The organism is Candidatus Contubernalis alkalaceticus, from assembly GCF_022558445.1.
GTDB lineage: Bacteria > Bacillota > Dethiobacteria > SKNC01 > SKNC01 > Contubernalis > Contubernalis alkaliaceticus.
The window spans coordinates 2,854,606-2,879,628 of sequence record NZ_CP054699.1; the positions used below are offsets into that span (position 1 = coordinate 2,854,606).

At 37.5% G+C, this 25,023-nt stretch carries 17 protein-coding genes and 2 CRISPR repeat arrays (1 of these 19 only partly in view); of the genes, 7 read left to right on the forward strand and 10 right to left on the reverse strand.

The genetic code is table 11. The features are described 5' to 3' along the window. Nucleotides 1-503 precede the first annotated feature (503 nt). A complete protein-coding gene (locus HUE98_RS14245) occupies nt 504-1,289 on the forward strand; it encodes an RNA polymerase sigma factor (RefSeq protein ID WP_241421283.1) in 786 nt (261 codons plus the stop codon). Nucleotides 1,290-1,297: 8 nt separating this feature from the next. On the opposite strand, the gene HUE98_RS14250 is transcribed toward HUE98_RS14245, so the two are convergent. Continuing rightward, nucleotides 1,298-2,140 (reverse strand): CvfB family protein, encoded by an 843-nt coding sequence (locus tag HUE98_RS14250; protein ID WP_241421284.1) that lies wholly within the window; start codon nt 2,138-2,140, stop codon nt 1,298-1,300. A 523-nt stretch (nt 2,141-2,663) separates the two neighbouring features. On the opposite strand from HUE98_RS14250, the gene HUE98_RS14255 reads away from it, so the two are divergent. Next, a complete protein-coding gene (locus tag HUE98_RS14255) occupies nt 2,664-3,932 on the forward strand; it encodes a D-alanyl-D-alanine carboxypeptidase family protein (protein WP_241421285.1) in 1,269 nt (422 codons plus the stop codon). A gap of 815 nt (nt 3,933-4,747) precedes the next feature. Then, nucleotides 4,748-4,939: a helix-turn-helix transcriptional regulator gene (locus tag HUE98_RS14260; protein WP_241421286.1), complete on the forward strand. Its 192-nt coding sequence runs from the start codon at nt 4,748-4,750 to the stop codon at nt 4,937-4,939. 155 nt (nt 4,940-5,094) lie between these two features. Here the strand turns inward: HUE98_RS14260 and HUE98_RS14265 are convergent, their stop codons facing one another. Next, nucleotides 5,095-5,259, reverse strand: coding sequence for a Spo0E family sporulation regulatory protein-aspartic acid phosphatase (locus tag HUE98_RS14265; RefSeq protein ID WP_241421287.1), 165 nt, complete (start codon nt 5,257-5,259; stop codon nt 5,095-5,097). Between the two features lie 146 nt (nt 5,260-5,405). On the opposite strand from HUE98_RS14265, the gene HUE98_RS14270 reads away from it, so the two are divergent. Continuing rightward, a complete protein-coding gene (locus tag HUE98_RS14270) occupies nt 5,406-5,783 on the forward strand; it encodes a helix-turn-helix domain-containing protein (RefSeq protein WP_241421288.1) in 378 nt (125 codons plus the stop codon). 227 nt (nt 5,784-6,010) lie between these two features. Here HUE98_RS14270 and HUE98_RS14275 read toward each other — a convergent pair whose 3' ends face one another. Further along, nucleotides 6,011-6,283: a Nif11-like leader peptide family natural product precursor gene (locus HUE98_RS14275; RefSeq protein WP_241421289.1), complete on the reverse strand. Its 273-nt coding sequence runs from the start codon at nt 6,281-6,283 to the stop codon at nt 6,011-6,013. A 280-nt stretch (nt 6,284-6,563) separates the two neighbouring features. On the opposite strand from HUE98_RS14275, the gene HUE98_RS14280 reads away from it, so the two are divergent. Then, nucleotides 6,564-7,025, forward strand: coding sequence for an SPASM domain-containing protein (locus tag HUE98_RS14280; protein ID WP_241421290.1), 462 nt, complete (start codon nt 6,564-6,566; stop codon nt 7,023-7,025). 746 nt (nt 7,026-7,771) lie between these two features. Beyond that, a CRISPR array of direct repeats spans nt 7,772-10,626; the repeat unit is 30 nt; unit sequence GTTTCAATTCCTCATAGGAAGTCTGGAAAT. Between the two features lie 871 nt (nt 10,627-11,497). Here the strand turns inward: HUE98_RS14280 and HUE98_RS14285 are convergent. Genes HUE98_RS14285 through HUE98_RS14295 form a run of 3 tightly spaced genes read right to left on the reverse strand, consistent with a single transcriptional unit; the run spans nt 11,498 to nt 14,340 of the window. Beyond that, on the reverse strand, nt 11,498-12,850 hold the full coding sequence (locus HUE98_RS14285; RefSeq protein WP_241421291.1) for a TIGR02710 family CRISPR-associated CARF protein: 1,353 nt from the start codon (nt 12,848-12,850) through the stop codon (nt 11,498-11,500). 3 nt (nt 12,851-12,853) lie between these two features. Then, the gene (gene cmr6, locus HUE98_RS14290) at nt 12,854-14,059 is read right to left on the reverse strand and encodes a type III-B CRISPR module RAMP protein Cmr6 (protein WP_241421292.1); all 1,206 of its coding nucleotides are present in this window, start codon (nt 14,057-14,059) and stop codon (nt 12,854-12,856) included. Between the two features lie 14 nt (nt 14,060-14,073). Continuing rightward, nucleotides 14,074-14,340 carry a type III-B CRISPR module-associated protein Cmr5 gene (locus HUE98_RS14295; protein WP_241421293.1) on the reverse strand — a complete coding sequence of 89 codons (267 nt, stop codon included), beginning with the start codon at nt 14,338-14,340 and terminating at the stop codon, nt 14,074-14,076. 145 nt (nt 14,341-14,485) lie between these two features. Here HUE98_RS14295 and HUE98_RS14300 point away from each other — a divergent pair, with 145 nt between their 5' ends. Together HUE98_RS14300 and HUE98_RS14305 are read left to right on the forward strand one after the other, a co-directional pair. Beyond that, nucleotides 14,486-14,773, forward strand: a complete 288-nt coding sequence (locus tag HUE98_RS14300) for a transposase (RefSeq protein ID WP_241420515.1) — start codon at nt 14,486-14,488, stop codon at nt 14,771-14,773. Between the two features lie 29 nt (nt 14,774-14,802). Continuing rightward, the gene (locus tag HUE98_RS14305) at nt 14,803-15,672 is read left to right on the forward strand and encodes an IS3 family transposase (protein WP_407080286.1); all 870 of its coding nucleotides are present in this window, start codon (nt 14,803-14,805) and stop codon (nt 15,670-15,672) included. A 344-nt stretch (nt 15,673-16,016) separates the two neighbouring features. Here the strand turns inward: HUE98_RS14305 and cmr4 are convergent, their stop codons facing one another. Genes cmr4 through cmr1 form a run of 4 tightly spaced genes read right to left on the reverse strand, consistent with a single transcriptional unit; the run spans nt 16,017 to nt 20,738 of the window. Next, nucleotides 16,017-16,916: a type III-B CRISPR module RAMP protein Cmr4 gene (cmr4, locus tag HUE98_RS14310; RefSeq protein WP_241421294.1), complete on the reverse strand. Its 900-nt coding sequence runs from the start codon at nt 16,914-16,916 to the stop codon at nt 16,017-16,019. 18 nt (nt 16,917-16,934) lie between these two features. Next, complete coding sequence (gene cmr3, locus HUE98_RS14315; RefSeq protein WP_241421295.1) at nt 16,935-18,083, reverse strand: type III-B CRISPR module-associated protein Cmr3; 1,149 nt, start codon at nt 18,081-18,083, stop codon at nt 16,935-16,937. Beyond that, nucleotides 18,058-19,794, reverse strand: a complete 1,737-nt coding sequence (gene cas10, locus HUE98_RS14320) for a type III-B CRISPR-associated protein Cas10/Cmr2 (protein WP_241421296.1) — start codon at nt 19,792-19,794, stop codon at nt 18,058-18,060. The genes cmr3 and cas10 overlap by 26 nt, the downstream gene beginning before the upstream one ends. After that, complete coding sequence (gene cmr1 / locus HUE98_RS14325) at nt 19,791-20,738, reverse strand: type III-B CRISPR module RAMP protein Cmr1 (RefSeq protein ID WP_241421297.1); 948 nt, start codon at nt 20,736-20,738, stop codon at nt 19,791-19,793. Before cmr1 ends, cas10 begins: the two co-directional genes overlap by 4 nt. A gap of 294 nt (nt 20,739-21,032) precedes the next feature. Continuing rightward, nucleotides 21,033-25,023: direct repeats of the CRISPR family, unit length 30 nt; unit sequence GTTTCAATTCCTCATAGGAAGTCTGGAAAT (it continues 850 nt past the right edge of the window).

Below are 25,023 nucleotides of genomic sequence, written 5' to 3' on the forward strand. Positions count from 1 at the left end.
CCTATACCCGATTTGTCGGACACACATGAGTCTGTTCTCTGAAGGTGAACTATTATAGGTCTTAGATATAGTAGCCAGTAATAGTATAACAGCATAAATCCCCAATACATAGCGGTAACCATCAGACTGTTATTTAAAATAATTGAGTTGGAAATCTTCATTTCAACAATATTGCGAAGATTTAAGGCAATGCTATGGCTATCAGGCTTCCTACGACTATGGGCGCAGCCATAATCATTCTTAGCTTGCCGTAAAGATAGCTCCTTATTTGTCTAGAGGTTATTAAAAAAGCTATTTTACGCAGCCCTTCTATTATCAAGACACCGGCAGCTGCACTTAAGAACAAGGAAACAAACCCACACTGTTGAAGGTGAGCAATCAATATACTGATTTTTTTATATTTTGTAACTTTTTTATGTTATCTTAGTCTATATAATATAATTTAATACTTTGCTGCAGGTAAACCCAAAAGTAATTGCCGGCAATGCAGGAAAGGAAAAAGTATGTTGGATGAAGATTTCATAGTTCTATACCAAAAATATAAGGAACCGATTTTTTCCTATGTCTACTATCTCTCAGGCAAACGTACCGCTGCTGAAGAGATCTCGCAGGATGTATTTTTAAAAGTGTACTTAGCAATTGACAAATTCCAGGGCAGGTCAAGTTTTAAAACCTGGCTTTACCGGATTTTAATATTCCCTCTGTTGATAATTGGCTCTTTTAAAGTCCATGCAGTAAGCTATGTCAACAAAGCTGAAAGCACAATACCCACTAATTTTAGCATAGGCTTAAATGAACCAGAAATCATGTTTGAGATAAGCACTAACTCTGCCACCGGATTTAGCAAGCATATTTTTGAGGTTAGAAGTGAGGAACATCGGGAGTCTATGGGTAATTCAGTCAGGGAAATGAAACTAAAAGAGGTGGGTCCCGGAAATAAGGGAATCCAAGGGGCTGAAGCAACCCTCTGGTTAACTTATGAGGTTAGGGGAAAACGATATTCCAAAATACTGGCTTACAAAAAAGGAGAATTTATAGAAAATGTAACTTCACAAAAGCTGGCCTATTACGAATCTCCAGAGCTTGAGCAGCTAATAAAAGATATAACTGCCGAAGCAGGCAAACTGGAAAATTACAGCCATGCGTTAGTTGAGAACTCCCGGTCAATCACCTCAGGAGAAAACCATAAGTCGCTGGCACATATTGAACCTGAAGAATTTCATCTTTTTAAAGAATTCGTCAGCCCGGAAATTGAACTACTCCCACACCGAGAATGTCGGAAATTGTAGAAATCCGGCTATTTCCACCTTAGTTCAATGCCTTCCTCTGTAATTTCAATTGCACCTTCTTTTAAAAGTCTTCCCACAGCCCTTTTAAAGGCACCTTTACTTATGTTCAACTCTGCCTTTATTTGATCAGGAGAGCTATTATCGTTGAGCAGTAAATTGCCACCACCTAACTTCAAACGCTCTATAATCATTTGCGCATCACTCTCTATTTCATTTTGAACCTGTTTTCTCAAACTTAATTCCAACTTACCATCATCTCTTACATTTTTTATTCTTACTTCTAAATTGTCACCTATTTGATAACTGCCGTACAATTCTTTATTAAGAATTAACCCATGATACTTATTATCTACCGCTACAAAAACTCCCATTTCTTTATTGATACTGTAAACGGTTCCGTAGGCTCTATCATTCTTTTTATATGGTGATTCGGTGCCCAGCATATCATATATATACATAGTCGCACATATTTTATCACCATTATTAATATACAAACCCACCAAACATAAATCTCCTTTTATAACCTGACCCACTTGTTCCCTTAAAGGTAATAACAAGTCTTTTTCTAGACCCCAGTCTAAAAAAGCACCAAACTTTGTGGTTTCTACTACCCTTATAAGACCCACTTCTCCAATTGTAAGATTTGGTTTTCTAACCGTAGCTATGATTTTGTCCTCAGAATCTTTATAAACAAATACTTCTATTTCATTACCTATCTCACATTCCTGTGGAATCTGATTTTTAAGCAGTAAAATATCATCGGTACCTTCCGCATCTTCAAAATTGAGATACGCCCCCATCTCAGTCATTTTAATTACTTTTAATTTTTGCATTTTACCTAATTCTATCATCTTATACCTCCCTCTTTTATTAATTTATAGTTTCAATTCCTCTGCCATAAATACTCGAACTTCTGTTAAAAGAGGTAGAAACTATTTTTGCTCCGTCTTCTTCATTGATTCCAAGTGAATTTGGGGATATTTAATGGATAATGATTCTAATTGCATCTAATTTCTGCAAACTTGTCGAATTCCCTTTGTAGTAAATTATCTAGTTTTGTCATTTAATTAATAATCTGAGCATTTTGAGCCATGGTAACGGCCGGCATTTGTTAAGCAAGTATATATAATTAAGACATTTATACCGTGAAAAAAAATAGTATACAGGGAATGTCAAATAGCAGCCGTAAAAAACCATAAAAAAACAGCACAAGAAAAAATCATGCTACTGGTAATGATTACCATGAGAAATTCCAAGGAATTTGCTTTTGTTTCAAGAACTCCTAATAAGGGAAGTAGAAAAATATTTTTCTACTCCTTTTCTTTTATGTTAAAATAGATGTGAATCTGACCGATACTCCAGGAGAAGGATTTCATGAGAAAAACATATCATATAATCACTATTTTTCTTTTAATAACATCAATTGTTTTTATTTTAACAAATCCAGATACTACGGCAGCAGAATCAAACATATACCCGGAATTAAGTTCTGAAGCTGCTGTTTTAATGGATGCTAAAACAGGACAAATCCTTTTTGATAAAAATATGAATAAGAAGCTGTACCCTGCTTCCATAACAAAGATAATGACAGGTATAATCGCACTGGAAAAAGGAAATTTAGCCGATACCATTACAATGAGTAATGAAGCAGTTTTTTCCATAGGAAGAAATACATCTCATATAGCTCTTGATGTGGGAGAAGAGTTAACTTTGGAGCAAGCATTATATGCACTTTCTATTGAATCAGGAAATGATGCTGCAAATGGCATTGCTGAGTATATTTCCGGAGACATTGAAGCTTTTGCCCGGCTTATGAATAAGAAGGCATTAGATTTTGGCGCTAACAATACTAATTTTGTCAATCCACACGGATTACCGGACCCTGATCATTATACCACTGCATATGATATGGCTTTAATAATGATGAAGGCCATAAAGGAACCTGTATTCACTGAAATATTTAGTAAACAACGATATGAAATGCCGCCTACAAACTTACAGCCGGAAACAAGATATTTTCACAGCAGTAACTCTTTGCTGAATGGAAAATATAAATACGATGAAATCATAGCCAGTAAAACAGGTTGGACCAGTCTGGCCAATCATACCATGGTAACTGCAGCCAGACAGGGAAATAGAGAACTTATTGTAGTAGTATTAAATAACGAAGTATCAATTGGGAAGTATGAAGATACAATGAAACTATTGGACTACGGATTCGAAGAATTCTTTGATGTAACCTTTGATGTGCAGGACTTAAAAACACTGATACCCACCCTGCATTTTGATAATGCAAAAAGTGTAAATATCAAACCTGATGATGTTATAGTAAGACTTTTACATAATAGCTTAACTATTGATGATTTAGAGACAAGTTATAAAATTATTGACAATACTGACTGCGAAATTACAGTAAATTATTTTCTAAACTTACAACAACCCAGTAATTTCATGTACGAAAGCTTAGGTGAGATACTTCTAACATTTGAGATAGAAACAATTAAAGAAAATATAGAAAATCCTCCCCAAGATAACCCAAACTATTTTTTAACAGGATTAATTTTGGTTTTTGTGCTCTTAATCTTAATTTTTCTTATAAGAAGGAGAAAAAGACCTGAACATTTTTTTACAAGCAGGTTCTAATACTTTACTCATAAACATGGGAAAGACGGTAATTGATAAAGAACCCAATACCGTCTTTAATTTTTCATTGGTCCCTCCAAAGCCATGCCCAGTTGTGTATACCTTTTAGCTGAATATAAAGTAAAGCTTTATTTACTTTTTGTCTAGTATGCTTTACAATATTTTGACACTAAATTATAATAAAGAAAAACAATGAAAGGAAGAATTCTCATTGAAAAGATTCATTTGGTTTTTTTTATTTTTTGTTGGCACTGTCATTGGAAGCCTTCTTGCACAGTATTTTTTGGCAGCAGTATTAGTCCTTTTTTCTTATTAGGTTCATTTATAGGAGTATTAATTGTATACTTTATGATTTATAAACACCTTTACTTCTTCTGGAGTTTACTTTTCATAGCGATTTTGTCAATACCCATAATCTTTGTTGGTCTGCTCTCTGAGTTGTTATCCTTATTTTCTATACATCTAACAGGATGGGCGCTTATAATACTTTATGTTACAGGTCTTCTAATTATATCTACCCTTTTATTTCTACACGGCCATAAATATTTTTTTAGAAATAATGCTGAAGGGAAAAAAGATTCCAGTAACATCTGGCCTTTTATTGGTAAAGTTAAAGAGCCTCCTATAGATGAAAGAAGCTTAAACCATATCGCCTGGTCTGCTGCCTGGTCATTTCTTATATTAAACTGCTTAATTGTTGGAGCCTTATCACAACCCTGGGTACCTTTAGATAATTTTAGGCTTTGGATAGGTGCTTTAATTGCAGGAATAGTCTTTTGGATTACTACCATGATTGTTCTGGAGCTTAAAAAATAATGAAAAATAAACTGAAGGTTTATCGAGCAATTCATGATCTGACTCAGGAGAATTTAGCTTTCAAGTTAGGAGTCACCCGGGCTACCATCAACGCCATCGAAAAAGAGCGCTATGATCCCTCCTTAAAATTAGCTTTTAAGATGGCCCGGTTTTTCGATGTTAAAATTGAAGAGTTGTTTTTTGATAATTAGGTGTAATTATTGGTGTCAAGGAGGGCAATACCAGCACCCACTGCTTGACTTCACCCATACCTCAACCTTCATAGAAATACATATGATTTTTTTGAAAATACAGCATAAAACCCCTATTTTAGGGTTTTTTTGCTTTCCAGTAGGACATTTAATCTCTATTCATTTGATTCTTTTTTTGAGTTTTCAGTATGACGATAGTATTCAAGGATATAATTATCCATTTTTTCACTTATCTTTAAAAGAATTTCTTTTTTCACATTCATGTTCGCTGCACCAATAAGAATACACCTTGCTGTTTCAATTTTATCTTCTATTTTCAAATTAGGTTCACTCCCTGCAAAACAAAACTATAATAACATGATTTTACATTATACCTTGCCTTATTGCAAATATTATTATTAAGCTTATTGCCAATTCTGCAGATGGTTAAATTTAGATAAAGTGAACATGTGGGAGTGAGTTAAAAATGAGAAAAAAAGTGGAAATAGACCAGGAAGCTGTTGGTCAAAGGATGCGTGAAGAAAGAGAAAAGCTTGGAATTTCTCGAGGAGAACTTGCAGAGCTCGTTGGCCTTTCAGATTACTATATCGGTCAGCTTGAACGGGGGGAGCGGCAGATGAGCCTTCCGGTTCTAGTAAATATTTCTAATTGCCTGCATGTATCTTTAGATTACTTAATTTTTGGTAAGTCCTATAACGAAGCAGGCTTTATTAATGATTCTGGTAAAATTTATGAAACAAACAACAAAGATAACGAACTAAATGATTTGCTCAACAAATGTTCCTTTAACGAACTGCATTTATTTAAGAAATTGATTAAAACTATCCTTCCTTATATAAACTAAGTTGTAATGCTAAAATCTCAGATTTTTCAGCTTAATTGTAATTAAAAAGCCCATACGTTTTAAGACAATATAAATATTTCCGTCTTCATGAGGACTTCCATTAATTTCTATTATCTTCATAATCTCAACCCACTTCCCCTTAGAAATTACCAGGGTTTGGGATTTAAGATTTAGAGCAGAGGACAGAGAAGAGATCTGTCCCCCTGTCCATCCTCTGTCCCGCGTCCCTAACCAAACTGTGAATGACCGGGAGGGTATCTTAGTTCAGTACAACCATTCACAGGATTGTAAATATATATCTTGCAGGCGGTGTCTTCACCGCCAACAATCCTACTCAAATCTTCATCCGATAGCACAGAATCTTTGAATTCACTAAGCTCCTCAGAGGAAAAATCAAAACCCTCTGCCTTTACCATGGCCATCCGTTCTTCCTTATCCTTACAGGCAATTACCTTTCTGGCGAATTCTTGGTCCGTCTTCATTCTTTCGGGGAAAGCCATTGCTGATTACTTACTCATTTTTTTTTCACCTCCTAACCTTTATTATTTCTACTCATTAAGTTTTGACGGTACAAAGGAGCTGCAGGACGTACAGCGGTCTTACGCAAACTGAGAAGGGTCATATAATAATACAGTCCCCAAGATTAAAAAACTGCTAACAGCAGTACCCAATACCCCTGGTCATGCTGTGTTGGTGGGCGATACTGCTTCCCAAGTCGTCAAGGAGGTCCTTCAAAAAATCGGATTTACCCAAGTATCCGTTGTTTCAGCATCTCGGTCCTTGTTTAATGAGGATACGGATAAAATTAGAAAAGCCCGAGGCATCCCTGGCCTTCTTAAGGAACTGGAACAAGAAGCGGAAACATGGATACGCCTTACCCAAAAAAGAGAACACAAGACCTTAAAGAGCCTCATGACTAAAAGTGGTTTATATTATCCTATTATTTCATTGATGCATAACAGCAAAAAATACTACAGCTGTGGAGCCGGATTAGGATTAGTTGGCATATCCGCCTCAGGGGATGTATATTTATGTCATCGTTTTGTAGGTAGAGAAGAATATAAATTAGGAAGCATCTTCACCAAAGGCCTGAACCGGGAAGAATACCAAAAAAGTCCGACCTCAGGCAGCACGGCATGCTCCACCTGTTTTGCCAAGTATTACTTTGCCGGTGGATGCAAACATGACAATGCCGGTTCCTGCGGTTCCATTACAGCCCGTCTGAGGATCTCCGCAGGCTAAAATGTCGTGAACTGGAACTGGCCGCATACAACATCTGCAGTCTAAAGCCTGAGGACAATCTTTCCTAGAGGAGGGAAAATTTTTTCATCCAAAACCATGCCCATTTGATTTTTAGTAGAAAAAAATCAGACAGGTTTTAACAATTCCTCTAAAACTGGCATATAATCAGTGCCATGGGGACTATTGTTCCAGCGTCACCGGAGCTTACGGTGAATCCGCTACAATTCAAGGGGACCAAAAAGGACACCAATGATATCGGAAAAGTATACCAAAAAAGTGGTATACTTTTTTTAGCGTGCTTCGAAAATTGGGAGGCAACATGGGTGCCATTCTAAAGAAAGCGTAGAACTGTATCTTTTTGCCTTAAAAAATTTAAATATCTGCATCTTGATGCTTTAAAAAAAGAGCAAGCTTTTAACTGACCACAGATTGCCCATCCCTAGCGTCAATTACAAGCTCACAGTTCTAAATGAAAATCCCACCGGAACCGGACGGTAATAAGCTCTAGATGTCGTTTCAATTCCTTTTAGGTAGGCTGCCCGGTATATTCAGGCCATTGCCTAAGGAAATATCCATAATATACCATTAGGGTCACCTATTACGATATAAATTGAATCCCCATACTGGTCCAAGCTTTTCAGCAGCTACTGTCGGATCTACTTCACCGGACAGCTTAATGGCCTCTTCTTTTAATTCTTTATCATTACTCGCATATCTAGAAAGTAAGTTTAAACCCTATTGTGGAAGTTTCAATTCCTCATAGGAAGTCTGGAAATGAAAGAGGGTCTGGCACGCAGGCTTTCTGTTCAGACGATGTTTCAATTCCTCATAGGAAGTCTGGAAATGAAAGAGGGTCTGGCACGCAGGCTTTCTGTTCAGACGATGTTTCAATTCCTCATAGGAAGTCTGGAAATTGTATTTAAGCCTAACGATTGCACCTGTGGCATCGGTAAGTTTCAATTCCTCATAGGAAGTCTGGAAATGAAAGAGGGTCTGGCACGCAGGCTTTCTGTTCAGACGATGTTTCAATTCCTCATAGGAAGTCTGGAAATTGTATTTAAGCCTAACGATTGCACCTGTGGCATCGGTAAGTTTCAATTCCTCATAGGAAGTCTGGAAATAGGTCAAAGGCTTCTCAAATAAGGCCTGCATTGTGCTGTTTCAATTCCTCATAGGAAGTCTGGAAATCTTCAAATATGGATGTGAATATCTTTTCGCTGTCCAGTTTCAATTCCTCATAGGAAGTCTGGAAATCTTCAAATATGGATGTGAATATCTTTTCGCTGTCCAGTTTCAATTCCTCATAGGAAGTCTGGAAATTTTTACGTAAGCTTTATGATTTGACGGTGAAGGACATGTTTCAATTCCTCATAGGAAGTCTGGAAATCTTAGGGTGGATATTATTTTAAAATGAAAGGGTTGAGTTTCAATTCCTCATAGGAAGTCTGGAAATCGGACACTTGCCCCCGCCCCCTGACTTACCTGTTTTCGTTTCAATTCCTCATAGGAAGTCTGGAAATTTTGGCCTCTATGGACCTTCCGCAGATCGCGACCTAGTTTCAATTCCTCATAGGAAGTCTGGAAATATTACCTGGTGAAGGGGCTGAGCTGGGCAGGTACTGGTTTCAATTCCTCATAGGAAGTCTGGAAATATTACCTGGTGAAGGGGCTGAGCTGGGCAGGTACTGGTTTCAATTCCTCATAGGAAGTCTGGAAATGAACTTTCGCCCCAAAGGTTCCGGCACTCTGGCGGATATGTTTCAATTCCTCATAGGAAGTCTGGAAATAGGGCAAATTAATACATCACTAGTAAAGATTTTTGGGTTTCAATTCCTCATAGGAAGTCTGGAAATAAAAAAGAATATGCGACTTGGACTGGAAGCTGGTCATGTTTCAATTCCTCATAGGAAGTCTGGAAATTTTAACATACTAGAAGAAATTCCTTGTCCAGTATGCGGGTTTCAATTCCTCATAGGAAGTCTGGAAATTCATTTTTTGCACTCCTTTTTATTTTTAATTTTATATGTTTCAATTCCTCATAGGAAGTCTGGAAATATTCCGAGTGCAGTTTGATACAGTAGTAACCAACTTGTTTCAATTCCTCATAGGAAGTCTGGAAATCTTCTACCAGATGCTCCGCCCCGTCACGGTCAGCGGGGGTTTCAATTCCTCATAGGAAGTCTGGAAATGGGGCAGCCATGAAACATATAGTCAGCTTTTCAGGTGGGTTTCAATTCCTCATAGGAAGTCTGGAAATGAGGTATACCGATGAAAAAAGGCGATAAATATGGACGATGTTTCAATTCCTCATAGGAAGTCTGGAAATGCGTGAGGTCCCGCAGCAGTATCAGCCCATCTGATACCGTTTCAATTCCTCATAGGAAGTCTGGAAATTCTTATATACATAGCAGACCAAGAAAGGCAATATGGGTTTCAATTCCTCATAGGAAGTCTGGAAATCTGCCTTGGGGAAAGACATATTTTTACGCCACCTCTCTGTTTCAATTCCTCATAGGAAGTCTGGAAATCTAAAACTTACTTGGACATGCCTATCACTTACCGGCAGTTTCAATTCCTCATAGGAAGTCTGGAAATGGTGAAGGCGTTTGATTACCTGCCGGCCATGGAGCGGTTTCAATTCCTCATAGGAAGTCTGGAAATCGGGTTCGATATGAGGCACACTCTGATTGATGATGTGGGTTTCAATTCCTCATAGGAAGTCTGGAAATGGTGAAGGCGTTTGATTACCTGCCGGCCATGGAGCGGTTTCAATTCCTCATAGGAAGTCTGGAAATCGGGTTCGATATGAGGCACACTCTGATTGATGATGTGGGTTTCAATTCCTCATAGGAAGTCTGGAAATGCGCCAGTGGCACAGGAAGTCACGGTAACAAGGTAAAGTTTCAATTCCTCATAGGAAGTCTGGAAATAAAGGTAGACCAACAGAAAGTTGCAGGAATTACTGATGGTTTCAATTCCTCATAGGAAGTCTGGAAATATTTCTATAGGTAACTTCCAGTCTTTTATCGTTCAAGTTTCAATTCCTCATAGGAAGTCTGGAAATAATTTACATTTGTTGGGATATTGGTTAGTTGGTGAGGTTTCAATTCCTCATAGGAAGTCTGGAAATAATTTACATTTGTTGGGATATTGGTTAGTTGGTGAGGTTTCAATTCCTCATAGGAAGTCTGGAAATAATTTACATTTGTTGGGATATTGGTTAGTTGGTGAGGTTTCAATTCCTCATAGGAAGTCTGGAAATGGGTTTACACATTGACCCTATAAAGTATATAAGATAAGTTTCAATTCCTCATAGGAAGTCTGGAAATCAGAGATGATTGGGACGACACCAGAGAGAAGATTTTCAGTTTCAATTCCTCATAGGAAGTCTGGAAATCAGAGATGATTGGGACGACACCAGAGAGAAGATTTTCAGTTTCAATTCCTCATAGGAAGTCTGGAAATATGAACAGTTGTCTTTTACTGTACATACTGTACATTAATGTTTCAATTCCTCATAGGAAGTCTGGAAATGATTCGCCTGCAGCCGCACCTTTAGTGCCTTGGTCCGGTTTCAATTCCTCATAGGAAGTCTGGAAATCCATTTTTTTACCGAAATATCTATATTTTTAATCATATAGTAACATAGTTTACATGTCCATATAAATATCACGAAAATTAGGTAACGTAAACAAATAAAGGTTTTTTTAATTTTTATTCGCATAAATATCTGTCGTCTATCCCCAGAGTTTTTTGCTTTACTGATAATCGACGACAAAGTAGTGAACCTCCCACCAGCTTCGCTTTCAGTTTAAAAGGAGGGTCTTCAAAGAAAATAACGATGGTATTTCCGATCAGTGACTCATTAAAAAACCAAAAAATGCAGGAACTTTATTGTTTCTGCTAAGCTAAAAACCCGAAAGCTGACGGTATTGCCTGTCCAAGAATTGATGTATTGACCATAAGAATATAGAAAGGAAAGACGCCCCTGTTAAATGTGTAGCTCTCTACAACAACACCAAAACGGTGGTTTTCCGGTTTATTAAATCATTTTACAAGCTGTTTAGTCTCTATTGCTATCTGTTATGGAGATAGTTCTGTAGAAGGTGTATCCTATCTTCCCCTATCTCCGCTCCAAAATATTTGATGGCATGTGGGTAACACACCCGTTGGCTAGCCAGAGTTGTCCGACCCATTGTAAAATTAACTTCTGAGATACATAACCGTTCTGCATTCCTGTCCGGGTAGACAGGCTATAGAATCATGTTAAGGCCTTACAAGGAGGAATTAACAGAAGAACCAAAAGAAAGCCGAAGAGATTGCTGCAGAACGAATGAAACTTATATCGCCATTGTTGACAGAAGATTTAGCCCCTGCTAAAAAAACAATTATCTCTGTCCCTTTGTTTTCCTTATCTCCAACACCTTAATTACTTGTCCAAACCGTGTCATTAGTTACTCTACGCATAAAATCTACTCTGTTTCCTGTGTAATTTGCTCTATACTCAAAGGAAACTGGAATACTGTATAAAAACCTTTTTTTATGCCTAATAATTTTTCAGTTTCTAAAACAAGACTAACTACAAATTTATAAAATTCCTGGGCCTTCTCGGAATTAATTGGAGAAAAGCCATGTGCCAGAATAGATTCATTCCTGATTTTTAACAAATCTAACATTCTTGACTGCTTACTCATTACTAAAATACCTGTAGGATGATTTAATTCACTTAATAGTTCGTAGGACCTGACAAGACCTAACTGTAATGAAACAGCACCACTTTCTTTTTTATTCTTAACCATATTCATTTGATTAAAGCCATATTTTTCACGCAATTTTTCCGGTAAATCATTTGGATCAACAATCCCAGTATAAATAGGTGGCTTACAAAATGCCAGACAGATTTGTGCTAAAAGCTCTAACGCCCGGTAAGTTCTTGCAACTGCGTCATCAAAATTTTCTTGCGATAACCGACGCTGCGCATTTAATAGGACATCATAAACTGGAGAAAAACTTAAATTAGTTTCACAACTATCTGTAAGGGCCGGTTTAGTTCGAATGATGTCCTCCAAGAATATCTTATGTTGAACAAAATATTTAGTATAAGGTAAGATATCTTCTAAAGCCCCTTCATGGTTAAAGTTGTCCCAAGCAGAAAAAGCATGAGCTACGGTAAGATAAACCTGGATAACTCGATCCTCTTCTGATCCTACTAATACTTCAGAACTGACTTGGCGAATAAATTCTATACAACCATTGTAATCATACTTTGAAAAAAGTGCTTTTAATGTAATAATGCGCCTTCGCCATAGGAGGGGCATCCAACTGCACTTCATGATACGCTGACTTCCAGAACGAACTTTAACCAAATCCAGGCGTTCTCCTCCTACTATATATAAAGAAATTTCACCATCATCTAAAGCTGCTGCAACTAATCCTGACGACATAGATTTCGTTCCCCCGGTGTAATCAGCTAAAATTTCTGCATAAGGAATATTATCTCTGGCTTTTTTAAAAGCCTCAATACTAGCATAATAACAATCCGATAGGTTATCTTTATTTTGAATAAGCACTATTTCATACTGGTTATCTTGTAATTTCGTCTGATTAACAATAGAAGGTTTATTCTTACCACTCCACTCTTTACAAGGAAATCCCTCTCCATCTACCGTAGTATAACTTCCCGCCGTTTTTTTATGAGGCAGGTTTGAATCATCTGAACAGAGAAAATACACATATTCGGGCTTATGCATGTTAATTGCTGTGACCAAGGGTTCACAGGAACTCCCCACAGTCAGAATAAGAATCTTATTCATTTTCTCCTTCATATATTAATCCTCTCCATTTAAAATACTTTCAATTTTACTTACTTTAATTTGCTGTTTTTTCTTTGTTTTTTTAACTTCCCAACTGCCAACCCTTTGCCAGTATTCTTTTAAAGCTTTTGCCGGAGTTACCTCACAATTTTCAACAAATGAAAGAACGTTTTTATATATCTCATCTTTACTTAGTGCCTGACTTTCATTGTCATCCCCTAAGTTTTTTATTTTAAAAGCTAAGTAATCAGAAGAAGACATTTCTGCTTTTTTAGCTTTAAGTTGTTCTTCTTGTGCTTTTTTTTGAGCTTCCCTTTCATTCTTTTCTTTATTATGGTTTATTTTATTTGCTTGTTGTTGATATTCTTCCAACCTCTGTGAAGTGATGTCTTCAAAGCTACTAAATAATCCGTAACCAGATGAAGTTTTTGAGCCAACTCCTTGCTCAGTCAAGGCTTTCTCTAACCATACACCTGCTACCTCTGCCAACTGTGATGGTAACAGGCCTGAGTGTTTTGTTTTAAGACATCCTTTTGTTACAGATAACACAAACTCAAAAGAATTATTTTCAATTACATAAAAACTCAATGGCAATGTTGATTGATCGTCCCCAGGCGGTGCTTCTCCTTTGTAATAATCCTTGAAGTGAACGGTCAATACATCTGGAACCAGTTGAACATTTTGTTCTACAAATGCATCGTAAAAACAAATTGCCCCCCTACTTTCTTCCGTTCCAAATAAGTCAATAAATAGAATTTTTACTTGTTTTTGATCTTCTGATAGGTGGTCTTCTTCTATTATTAAAAAATCCTCTTTCCCATTAAAGTATGCCTGAATAACCCAGTTTCTAACAATTCCTTTAATGCTGGACGCTGGTATATATGGTATACCATACAGAGGATGAAGGGTTATGGATGTTTCTCTAACATGGGCAGAACCCATGCCGTGCACCATTTTATTTTGCAGCCTTCCTTCATAAATCTTGAATTCATGACAACTGGAATATTTGCTAGCAATAAATTGCTTCACACTAAGTATTTCCTCTAATATTAACTTTGCTCTGGAAGAAAGGCTTATTTTTTTATTAAGCTTAACCAACCGTTTATCGCTATCCTTTTGTAAGCTGTTTTGTTGAAAATAATGGACTCTATACCAAAGCTGATCTATTTTATTATGATTATTCTCGTAAATATCCCTCGTATCTTTTGGATGGTAGAACAACTCTGTCACCCCCTTTAGTCTTCCTTCACAATCCCATCAGCAAATCTGCTCATCCATAAAAGCAAGGCAATCGTTTCTGCCATTATTATTCTATAATCTCTACTTTCCATATTTACCATAATACTCATAAAATCTTTATGCCCCTGGTTCGTATACTTGTTCATGATTGAGTGGTGATGTTCTCTGATCCAACCTTCAATTTGTTCAAATATATGGCCATATACTCCCTTTTTAGCAAAACAAAAAGCAAAAACCTGTCCCAATCCATTTACTTGAATCATAGCTGGCATTTTCTTAATATAGGAACGATATTCCTTTCCCTGTTCTCTGTTATTATCTAAATAATATCTGGAGTGGTATCATTTTAGTTAAGTAACAAAACTCGTAATTCTGGAAATAATAACCCAAAAAGAAAGAGGTGTCCAGATGCGAGTATATGATAAAGAATTTAAAGAAGAAGCCATTAAGCTGTCCGGTGAAGTAGGTCCGACAGTAGCTGCTGAAAAGCTGGGAATTCCAGTCACTACTCTTTACACATGGCGAAGCAATGCAAATCGTTATGGAAATATGGCTATTGTCGGCAGTGGTCATAAGCGTGTAGATCCAAAAACCGCTGAAATCAGAGCATTAGAAAAACAACTCAAGGAACTTGAAGCAACCAATGATATTTTGAAAAGAGCCCTGGCTTTTTTCGCAATGAGCCAAAAGAAGTAGCTGCACGAGAACTGTTTAAGTGGATATGCCTGGAAAAAACCCAAGGAAAATCTAAGCACAGCATAAAGACCATGTGCGAGGTATTAGGGGTTAGTGAAAACGGATTTTATAAGTGGTTAAAAAGACAGTCCAGGCCCTACAAATATGATGCTCTTTTGGCAAAGATTCTTCAAATTCGTGCAGACAACCCGGACTATGGAGCGTATAGGATATATCTGCATTTACAACTTTTTCAGGACTATAAGGGCAGTTATTATCTAATCCTCGCGCTCTGTAAAAAACACCATCTAATGCTGAAGAAAAAACGTCACAGCAAGGGGATAACCAAGGCTGATCTTGCTGCACAAGCTAGTGAAAACCTGATCCAGCAAGACTTTACAGCTGAATCACCTAATGAAAAATGGCTGAGTGACATTACAGAAATTCCAACGGCTGACGGTAAGCTTTATGTAGCCGCCGTAATGGACTGTTTTGATGGAAGCATTGTCGGACTAAAAATGGCTAATCACATGCGCGCTGAGCTTTGCGTCGAAGCTTTTACAGCCGGTGTCAAAAAACATCAGGCATATGGTATGATTTTCCATTCAGACAGGGGGAGTCAATACACTAGCACACTTTTCCGTCAAACCCTTGCCCGATATGGAGCAATACAAAGCATGAGCAACACAGGTAAATGCTTTGACAACGCACGGATGGAGTCTTTTTTTGCCACACTGAAAAAAGAAAGCATCTACAAATTTAAAACTGAAACCATGAAAATGGAAACCGTCAAAAGCATCATATTTAGATTTATTGAAATCTACTACAACCGAAAAAGAATTTACACTACAAATGGAGGCTACCCACCCTTGGTCAAGCGTTCGCTCTATTATCAGGAAAACTTATCCCAGGCAGGGTAAACAGTATTCAGGGGCTCTGCCCCCGAACCCCCGGAGTTTTTTCGCTTTGGTTCTCCCAGGGATAGAAAAGAAGACAACCAGGGTTTATTAAACGATTCCCCTGGCTATCCCTGGCAGAACTCTACAGGCCGCTCGTGTTGCTCTCCAGCAGAGCACTATTCTGCCTGTAGATAAGAGCCGTAAATAGTATTTCCAAAAGGAATCCATTTATTAACGAATCCAAAAATTACGAGTTTTGGGGCTAACCCAAATTTGACAACTCCAATCTTACTTTTGTATAAGCATAAGCAGCTCGGCCGTTTTCTATCTTTTCTATCCGTGTACTTTGCATTTTTTCATCCTCCCTATATCCAAATATGACGTAATAACCCTTTGCCCAGAGTACTGTTGCCCCCCAATTGAAAGACTCCAGGAAAAAGTTCACTATTCTTCATAAAGGCCAGAACATCGTCTTCAGAATTCAATAGAATATTATTATCTTTATTTTTCCTGACTTTGCCTGTGAAAAGAAAACTGTAAAAAACAGTTTCAGGGGGCACATTTTCTTCATACCAAAGCGCACCTTTTTCTTTATCTACGGTCCCCGTTTCAGGATTTATTTTTATACGGGCATTAATTTCTGTAGAGAGCTTAACAAAATCTGAAAAGTCATCGTTGCTTAATACTACTAAACGATCTTTTAAGTTCACTTTAAAACCATCAAAAATCCAGGCTTGTAGACGCTCTGCAAGTTCATTAGCTTCTTTGTCTATCTTCACCGGAAAAGTATATTCTTCTAAAACGATTTTTCCTTCACCCACAATCAAAACATTAGAAGAAACTACATTCTCTTCAGGAACAGGTAAAGTAGTTGGATTATCTGAATACATAAACAATTCCTGATTAAACCGTTCCAAAACTAAAGGACAAGTTACCCAGGCAAATACTCCTGAAATAGACTTTACCGGAAACAATATTATTCTGGCATCAGCCAAGGCTATAGCACCTGCCTGGGTATCGCTATTATCTGGATCGCTGCCAAATACATTTTCAAGCTTCTTCTTATTATCCGGATCTCCACTTGCTTCCACTGCTTCAGCAAAAGCTGATCGAATTGAACCCTTTAGAGAAGAGCTTTCTATCTTAGGAAATCCAGTGTGCTTTTCCCTTTGGACAGGCAGGTCAACTATTCCTATTTCACTGCCACTCCCTGCATGAATCGATGATAAAGCGTACAAAAGAAACGGCTTTGCATTGGTAAACATTTTATATTACAACTCCTTTCACTTGGTTACTACTGGATAACTTCCACAAACAGTTAAGCCATACCCCTCATGTGCTAACTCATCAGTTAATATTCCATTTATTGTTTTTTCTACAAACATCTCAACCTGTTCCCTCTGGACTTTTACATACAAAACAGAACCTTCAGGCACGGCATTTACTCGTTCCTTAGGTCGAACTCTCGCAATATCCCATCCACCTATAGTAACAGGCCTTTTAATTGAAGCAGTTAAAACCTCAACATTTATTCCATCACCTAAGTCAAGCATATTATCATTTTTATTCCATGAGCCAGGTCTAAATCCATGCTTCCATATTGCCTGAGTTAGCAATATAATCCTAGCAATTCCCGTTTCTTTAAGCTGTTGAATAATTTGAGCTTTTTCTTCCTGAGTAATAATTTCTGTTTTTTCTTCAACGACACTTATTCTCCAAGGTCGATTACGTCCACCTAGTCTTGCATACTTTACTTCCGAAAAATCTGGGCTGTTCTCACAGTGTACTATTATACCAGGGCTTTTCGTTGGTTCTACTCCCTGAAAACGGTTCATTTCTATTTGATAAAGCATCCCTTCCTGGTTACGACGGGTTTGCCAATCTCTTTTAATTCCTATCTTGGGCTCCGAAGTTAAAAAATTTTCACTTCTTATAACTTCAACTCCATTGGGATTTAGCATCTCCTTTTTCCAGCTGTTTATCTTACAATAAAAATCACCTTTCTGGGAGGATTTATCTTCGCTAAAACTCAATAGTTTCCAACCTGCATCGTCTGAGGAAAAAAAATTATTTTGTTGGAGATTGTGAATATGTCCCCGTTCAACCTTCTTTTCACCATATTTTGCTTCTAGAACCTGATAGTCAAATGGAAGTGGTAGTAGTGTATCAGTCCCGTCATGAAGAAATACTGCTTTTATTTTAAATTCTCCCAGGGTGTCCGTTGTACCCATCCATTTTTTTAAATCTCGGTCAGATCCTTTTTGAAAGGATATAAAATCTCCTTCATTATGAATATACGCACTTCTCAGAGCGCCATAAATTGTGCCGGGCCTTGGTGGAAAAATACTTGTTGCTGCACTGTCTTCCCCTGCAGCCATCGGTAAATGATCGCGAAAAAAGAAGGTGTCAACTGGATTTAAAAGCAATTTCAAGTTTATCCCCTCCTTCTTGTCTTACAAAAAATTTTGCAATTTGTAGCAGGTGTATAAACTGTAAGGTAGATGGCATATTTTCGTAAAGCATAACCAACTTGCTGGCTAAATCATTAATATCAAATTGTTTTGAGTTTTCTTTAAGAGAACGCTTTAATAGCCTTGCTATTTCTATCGTTATTAGTTCCCTGTTATTCTTTTCGTCTGAAAAAACGGCAATTTTTTTCTTCATTACATTAGATCCTAATAGAGGCAAAAAGGCTGATGCAAATCTATAGTGAAAAGTAGACGACAAGTCTTCTTGCATCGCTTTTATAATAGTATTAAATAATGTAACTGTGCAGTCTTCAAGTTTACCTGAAAAAGAGTTGCCATTTATAACCCAAGGAATGGTAGATGTTCGCATTTCTCCACTTCTGCTTAGAATTGCTAAGGATAGTGCATCCTTCCCCTGGCCAGTAAGGGGATTAATATATTTTTTTGAAGTTTGTTCCAAATCTCTCAAAAAGTTTAAAGTTCGTTTTAAGGGAGCTTCTACGTGAGCAATAACAATACCAGCTGACATAGTGGCTTCCGGAGCTAAGCCTTTTTCTTTACTCCCAAAGGCGTTTCTTAGCTCTAAGGCCAGGGATAAAATGTTTGACATTGGCACAAATGCCAACAGATCGTCTCCTCCAGCATAAATCAGTCTTCCTCCAAACTTTTTTACCAATTTAGGAACAGTGTTCTGTGAAAAGTCTGTCAATCGTTTACTAATTTTTTGTTGTAATTCTATGCCTGGACTGCCGGTATTTAAAAGTGAAATATCTCCTTTAAACCATTTGCCCATATTGTCGCCGTCAGCCAGTAGTATACCGTAATAATTATTACCTTCTGCAAATGTTATTGTGGAAGGAAAATAATTAAAATATTTATCAGAAACCTTTCTTTTCTTTCTAAAAAATTCTCTTGAAGTTCTCTTCCCCAGACAAACACCACACAAGAATTCATTATTTTTTATTCTACCATTATCTTCCGGTTCTGTTGACTTATATGTTTCATTCCGTTTATTCCATGTTTTTTTTAGTTCCTTTTTAATCAAATAAATTGTGTCATCTTTTTGTGGTATATTTTCCCGTAATGCTTCATGGCTTCCGCAAACGGAACAAATTATACCTTCTTGACGCACTTGTGGATATTTAAGATTATTTTTAATGGCTGCCAGGTGCCTTTCTAAGTTATGTCGAGTTTCATTGTAATCATGTCCTAACTCTTCTACAACCCAGAAAACTTCTAGGGTAGCCTCAACCTGTTTTTGAACCATTTCCTTTAGCACATTAATATTTACATTGCTTTTTTTGAAAACTTCATCTACACCCGACTTACATAAATTTAAGAATTCCTCATACACCCTTTCTTTGGCTACAATACAAAACTGTGCCGATTCTTCCTGACCCTGTTCAATTAAGCAAACAAAGCGATTGGGAAGAGAAGCCACTTCCACTTCATCTCCCCACTGGTTTGAATCAAGCATATCTAAGGTTCGGTCGGGAAAGACCATCTTGGCCTCTACTCCTTTAGTTTTAGCTTGTTTCAAAACTGATTTCATTGCTGTTTCAGTTAGATAGGAAAGTAAGTAGCTTCCACTCCATAGATCCTCGACTTTTCTTGCTGCTGCTATAAAAGACTGAACCGGACCTACATTAAAACCAATTAAACTGTTTTTTTTCATACAATAACCCCCAAGTGCTCTAAAAACTTATTTCTTGCAATAATATAAGACTCGTTTTCTCGCTCCTTATCTGAAATTACTTCAGAAATTACAGGAACATAATTTTCCCCAAACTTTCTTATGCTACCGTGTAATGGTGAAGCCTTTCTGGGATTTGACATCCCTAATAATTGTTTTTTATCATTAGAATTTGCAACATGTCCAGCTTCACTAATCTTCTTGCGAGCATCTTCCTGAGTACCAAAACACTGCCCGAGCCAAATTCCGGCAAGAACGGGGTGATTGCCTTTACCTTTGACACGATCCAATATAAGCCCATTTGATCTACTATAGAATTTGAAATACATCTCCTTTCTTAATTCCTCTATTATTGTTTTCAAGGAATAAACAAATTCGACTCCATTTTGCCATTGGTGGTGATGCCACTGCAGTGATCCCGCTCCTCTTCGTGATCGTTGTCCAAAACCTGCCAGGTGCAAGGTGAAAATTATCAAATTATTGTAAAAATCATACTTTTCGTTATCCTTGATTTGCACACTCAAAACAAGATTGAAATTACTTTGTGGATTAATCCCTTTAGTTGGGAAGCGCTGACCTTTATGAGGACAAATGGAAAAATCACTTAAACCCCTGTCAGAATTTTCAATAGATAATGCAGCTGGTGAACGATTGCCTTCTTCGCTGCCACTACTACCACCAAAAAAAATTTGTTCCTCTTTTAGAAGTTCTTGCCATGAACAGTCATAACAAAGAGACCGCCACCAGTACCTTAAAACACCTTTTATTGAGGTCGTTCGTATTTCCGATTTCAATGGCCTTGTCTTATTATTTCCATAACTTTCTAGCCATCCATGCATTAAAAGTGGTGTTAATACATTCACTCTAAATATTTTCTTTCTTATAGAAGATACCGTCCTCAACATTTCAATATCAATATCAATCAAATAAACAACTCCTCTATTAAACTAATAACTTTTGTCGTCTATAAACATATATAACAACAAAGTTTTCATTAATTGTAACTATATTCTTAATCTAACAGGTTATTCCCTTCAGACATTTTGTTGTAATTTGTCGTTAATCTGATTATTTTATATTGCTTTTATTTGCTAACATGTCTCTGTGTAAACTTTTTCCTGAAAACTTTTCTCTCCCTCAACCCTTCTAAATTGTTCTTAAAACTTAAAATGTTAATCGCTGGCTTCGAATTAACATGAATACTCCTTAATGCTGAGAATGTTTCAATTCCTCATAGGAAGTCTGGAAATACATTTTTACAAACTTTTATTCTAGGGTATCAGAATCGTTTCAATTCCTCATAGGAAGTCTGGAAATGAAGCGGAAAGTTTTATGCAAATAATGAAAAAGAGGGTTTCAATTCCTCATAGGAAGTCTGGAAATGAAATAAGTATCTCCACAAAGTCCCCCGGCAGCTGCTGTTTCAATTCCTCATAGGAAGTCTGGAAATGTCTGCATCGTTCCAAAATGGGGAAGATACATACATGGTTTCAATTCCTCATAGGAAGTCTGGAAATGCTCCAGAAACTGCTGAAAATATTCCTATCAAGAAAGCGTTTCAATTCCTCATAGGAAGTCTGGAAATAAACGTGCCCATATCTACCAAAACCATCAATGCACCTGGGTTTCAATTCCTCATAGGAAGTCTGGAAATGAGACCGAGAACGAAACAGAAACCGTATGGGTAGCATAGTTTCAATTCCTCATAGGAAGTCTGGAAATCCGCCGCTGGAAACCTTGTTGAAGCTGATTGACATTTGGGTTTCAATTCCTCATAGGAAGTCTGGAAATGACAAACCCAGGGGGCCAGCAAAGGCCCCCTTAAAAATGTTTCAATTCCTCATAGGAAGTCTGGAAATTGTATAAATCAGATGGAAAAAGGGCTAGGATATTCAAGTTTCAATTCCTCATAGGAAGTCTGGAAATAAGTTGCAAGAACCGGGGTGCACGGCGTTGGAAAAACGTTTCAATTCCTCATAGGAAGTCTGGAAATAAGCTAATAGTGCTAAATTAGTGCAGGCAGAGAAGAGTTTCAATTCCTCATAGGAAGTCTGGAAATGGTAATAGTTTTTGCGAGTCGGTCGTGCATAGAATAGTTTCAATTCCTCATAGGAAGTCTGGAAATAGTACGCCGCCGGGGCCAGCAAAGGCCCCCTTAAAAATGTTTCAATTCCTCATAGGAAGTCTGGAAATCCAGATTAAAGACACGGACAGTGCTAGCCCCACATAGTTTCAATTCCTCATAGGAAGTCTGGAAATAAATAAAACCTTCCGAAAAGCCGGAAGGCAGCACAACCCGTTTCAATTCCTCATAGGAAGTCTGGAAATCATACTAATAGGCAGGGGTGGCTTAACAAATCCAAGTTTCAATTCCTCATAGGAAGTCTGGAAATTAATATTTATTCCCTTTTACCTTCCTTGAATATTTGTTTCAATTCCTCATAGGAAGTCTGGAAATAGAATTTTCCCCTAACAATAAAAAAGTACAGCGAATGTTTCAATTCCTCATAGGAAGTCTGGAAATCCAAAAAATACGGACGTCTGATGCGTTCGCAAGAATGTTTCAATTCCTCATAGGAAGTCTGGAAATGCGGAAACTATAGAGGAAACCCCGCCGGGGGCCGGGGTTTCAATTCCTCATAGGAAGTCTGGAAATGCTTCAACAGCAGTATCAAGGCCTGGTAGAGCAGTTGGGTTTCAATTCCTCATAGGAAGTCTGGAAATAGAAAAAGACACTATTTATTCCTTGTATCAAGAATGTTTCAATTCCTCATAGGAAGTCTGGAAATAGAAAAAGACACTATTTATTCCTTGTATCAAGAATGTTTCAATTCCTCATAGGAAGTCTGGAAATCCCGGGCAAAGTTACCAAGTCCCTGGCGCAAAGAACCCAGTTTCAATTCCTCATAGGAAGTCTGGAAATTGGTATGCAAAGCTGTGACCAGTATCCTTAAAACCAGTGTTTCAATTCCTCATAGGAAGTCTGGAAATGGTAGGGGCATATCTCCCCCTACCCCTTGCTGATTATTGTTTCAATTCCTCATAGGAAGTCTGGAAATTTAAACTCAGCGAAGTATTTTCTGCGTTCAAATGAATGTTTCAATTCCTCATAGGAAGTCTGGAAATCCATCTTTGACATTTTTTTTTTGTTTTGCAGTTAGGGTTTCAATTCCTCATAGGAAGTCTGGAAATAAAAGTGTGAATCAGCTAACGAACCAATTTTAAGACGTTTCAATTCCTCATAGGAAGTCTGGAAATGAGGTTATGACATGGAAAAAATATGTAATTGGTGTGAGTTTCAATTCCTCATAGGAAGTCTGGAAATTATCCTTGGGAAGATCAGGAGGACTTCATAGACGCAAGTTTCAATTCCTCATAGGAAGTCTGGAAATGAAGAATTAATTATTGTAGAATCTGACAGGTATAGGTTTCAATTCCTCATAGGAAGTCTGGAAATAACAATATAGAAGGTTTTGTATATGAAGAAATATGGTTTCAATTCCTCATAGGAAGTCTGGAAATGACAAATAACCTTATGTAGAATAGTGTTATTTTTGACAGTTTCAATTCCTCATAGGAAGTCTGGAAATTTTCTCATCCCATAGCCGGTGGCCCCGTGGAGGTGAAAGTTTCAATTCCTCATAGGAAGTCTGGAAATCTGGCGTGCGCTAAAATATCATCCCCATCGCCAGCAAGTTTCAATTCCTCATAGGAAGTCTGGAAATGAATAATTCTAAAAGAAGTTATCAAAGTAAAGTAAAAAGTTTCAATTCCTCATAGGAAGTCTGGAAATCCGGAATCTGTGTACGTAGATGCAGGAGCACAGATTTGTTTCAATTCCTCATAGGAAGTCTGGAAATATCCAAGAATCTGCAAACAGTCAACAAAGATTATGGTTTCAATTCCTCATAGGAAGTCTGGAAATATACCATATACCCTACAATATACCCTTACAACCTCTGTTTCAATTCCTCATAGGAAGTCTGGAAATGAAGGTAAATTCTCAAAGGAATTCATAAATGGACAGTTTCAATTCCTCATAGGAAGTCTGGAAATAATACAAGAATACCTAAAATAAAACACTAATATAAAAGTTTCAATTCCTCATAGGAAGTCTGGAAATGACAAATAACACACTTGAAGTCAAACTCACAAAACACGGTTTCAATTCCTCATAGGAAGTCTGGAAATTTTGTCCGCTCTTTCTAGTGCCCATTCGGTATGTTTGTGTTTCAATTCCTCATAGGAAGTCTGGAAATTCAAAAAGTTTGAACGTGAAGTATAAAAGGAGGTTAGTTTCAATTCCTCATAGGAAGTCTGGAAATGCAGGCATCCCATCCTACTCCATTTGCTGTGGGCCTGTGTTTCAATTCCTCATAGGAAGTCTGGAAATTCGCCTTGGCCGGATACAGTTACATTATCCCTATCCGTGTTTCAATTCCTCATAGGAAGTCTGGAAATCTGAGCTTTGGCAGGCGTATCAGCAGGACCCCAACCGTTTCAATTCCTCATAGGAAGTCTGGAAATAGAGCTATAGGAGCTAATAATGCTAACTTAGCTATAGTGTTTCAATTCCTCATAGGAAGTCTGGAAATCTCCTGAGGCATACTTCATAGCCTCCCCGAGTTGCAGTTTCAATTCCTCATAGGAAGTCTGGAAATTCTCCTATAGCTAGTTGTCCATCTTTTGCTGAACCTCTGTTTCAATTCCTCATAGGAAGTCTGGAAATTAATATAGTTTTTAGAACGCTTTCATCTAGCCCGTGTTTCAATTCCTCATAGGAAGTCTGGAAATTTATCAACAGTATGCGAATTCCTGTCAGGTCAATTGTTTCAATTCCTCATAGGAAGTCTGGAAATGGAAATACCGGGGGTTGAACTGACCCAAGGAACTTCATGTTTCAATTCCTCATAGGAAGTCTGGAAATGGATGGGAAGGAGAAATGTTAGATTATGATTTAACAAGTTTCAATTCCTCATAGGAAGTCTGGAAATTTTTAAAAATTGCAGATGGTAGACCCGTTATTTCTGGTTTCAATTCCTCATAGGAAGTCTGGAAATCTATTGCCCATACTGTGATGATTACGTAAGAACTGTAGTTTCAATTCCTCATAGGAAGTCTGGAAATACATACCACAAATTCCATAGCAACAAACTTTACATTCGTTTCAATTCCTCATAGGAAGTCTGGAAATCCTCAATGTAGCCAGGC

Coding starts and splice junctions, on each gene's coding strand:
- HUE98_RS14245 (WP_241421283.1), top strand. CDS start 504: ATGTTGGATGAAGATTTCATAGTTCTATACCAAAAATATAAGGAACCG.
- HUE98_RS14250 (WP_241421284.1), bottom strand. CDS start 2,140: ATGATAGAATTAGGTAAAATGCAAAAATTAAAAGTAATTAAAATGACT.
- HUE98_RS14255 (WP_241421285.1), top strand. CDS start 2,664: ATGAGAAAAACATATCATATAATCACTATTTTTCTTTTAATAACATCA.
- HUE98_RS14260 (WP_241421286.1), top strand. CDS start 4,748: ATGAAAAATAAACTGAAGGTTTATCGAGCAATTCATGATCTGACTCAG.
- HUE98_RS14270 (WP_241421288.1), top strand. CDS start 5,406: ATGAGAAAAAAAGTGGAAATAGACCAGGAAGCTGTTGGTCAAAGGATG.
- HUE98_RS14275 (WP_241421289.1), bottom strand. CDS start 6,283: ATGGCTTTCCCCGAAAGAATGAAGACGGACCAAGAATTCGCCAGAAAG.
- HUE98_RS14285 (WP_241421291.1), bottom strand. CDS start 12,850: ATGAAGGAGAAAATGAATAAGATTCTTATTCTGACTGTGGGGAGTTCC.
- HUE98_RS14295 (WP_241421293.1), bottom strand. CDS start 14,340: ATGATTCAAGTAAATGGATTGGGACAGGTTTTTGCTTTTTGTTTTGCT.
- HUE98_RS14300 (WP_241420515.1), top strand. CDS start 14,486: ATGCGAGTATATGATAAAGAATTTAAAGAAGAAGCCATTAAGCTGTCC.
- cmr4 (WP_241421294.1), bottom strand. CDS start 16,916: ATGTTTACCAATGCAAAGCCGTTTCTTTTGTACGCTTTATCATCGATT.
- cas10 (WP_241421296.1), bottom strand. CDS start 19,794: ATGAAAAAAAACAGTTTAATTGGTTTTAATGTAGGTCCGGTTCAGTCT.